The sequence below is a fragment of the Stieleria sp. JC731 genome (assembly GCF_020966635.1).
In the GTDB taxonomy this organism is placed as follows: domain Bacteria; phylum Planctomycetota; class Planctomycetia; order Pirellulales; family Pirellulaceae; genus Stieleria.
This window is the reverse complement of record NZ_JAJKFQ010000043.1, coordinates 1-505: the sequence shown is the minus strand read 5'-3', so window position 1 is coordinate 505 and position 505 is coordinate 1. Positions and strand designations below refer to the sequence as shown.

Below are 505 nucleotides of genomic sequence, written 5' to 3'. Positions count from 1 at the left end.
GCGAACGTCTGCCGTCACCGAGGACGGGCCAAGAGACTAACCACTTCAAAACCGTCGACTCCCGTCCTTCGGTGCACGGCATTGTTATTTGTCGTCGGCGTGGGATTCGCGTTCCAATTGCCGCAGACACCAGCGAATTGAAACGTCCCCACGTCGATACACCGATAGTAGTTCTGCAGTTTGCTTGTGTCGAGATGGTAGAAAGCCAACCCAATCCGGAAACAGAGACTGACAATGCAACCAAACGTCGCTGTCAGGTTCGGAGTCGGTTAGCATCACATGGGTGCGGTATTTTCGAAGTTGCCGCAACCCATCAAGTAGGTCGTTCGGTGTAGATTCAACTGTCTCGTCGGACCATACGAGTGCGTCAGCAAGAATGTCGTATCGAATGTTGGCGTCAGGATCTGGCGTAGAGAGTGAATTCAAGTGATCAGCATGCATCTCAAGTGCCTCCATTCCAAACGATTTGAGATCTGCCATCGAAAGCCACTCAGTACAAATAACG

The 505-nt window shown here is 51.5% G+C and carries 1 protein-coding gene; it reads right to left on the bottom strand.

The annotated features are described in order from the left end of the window. Positions 1–84: 84 nt before the first annotated feature. Positions 85–505: hypothetical protein (locus LOC67_RS27125; RefSeq protein ID WP_230265994.1), on the bottom strand; the 421-nt coding region annotated here is incomplete at its 5' end.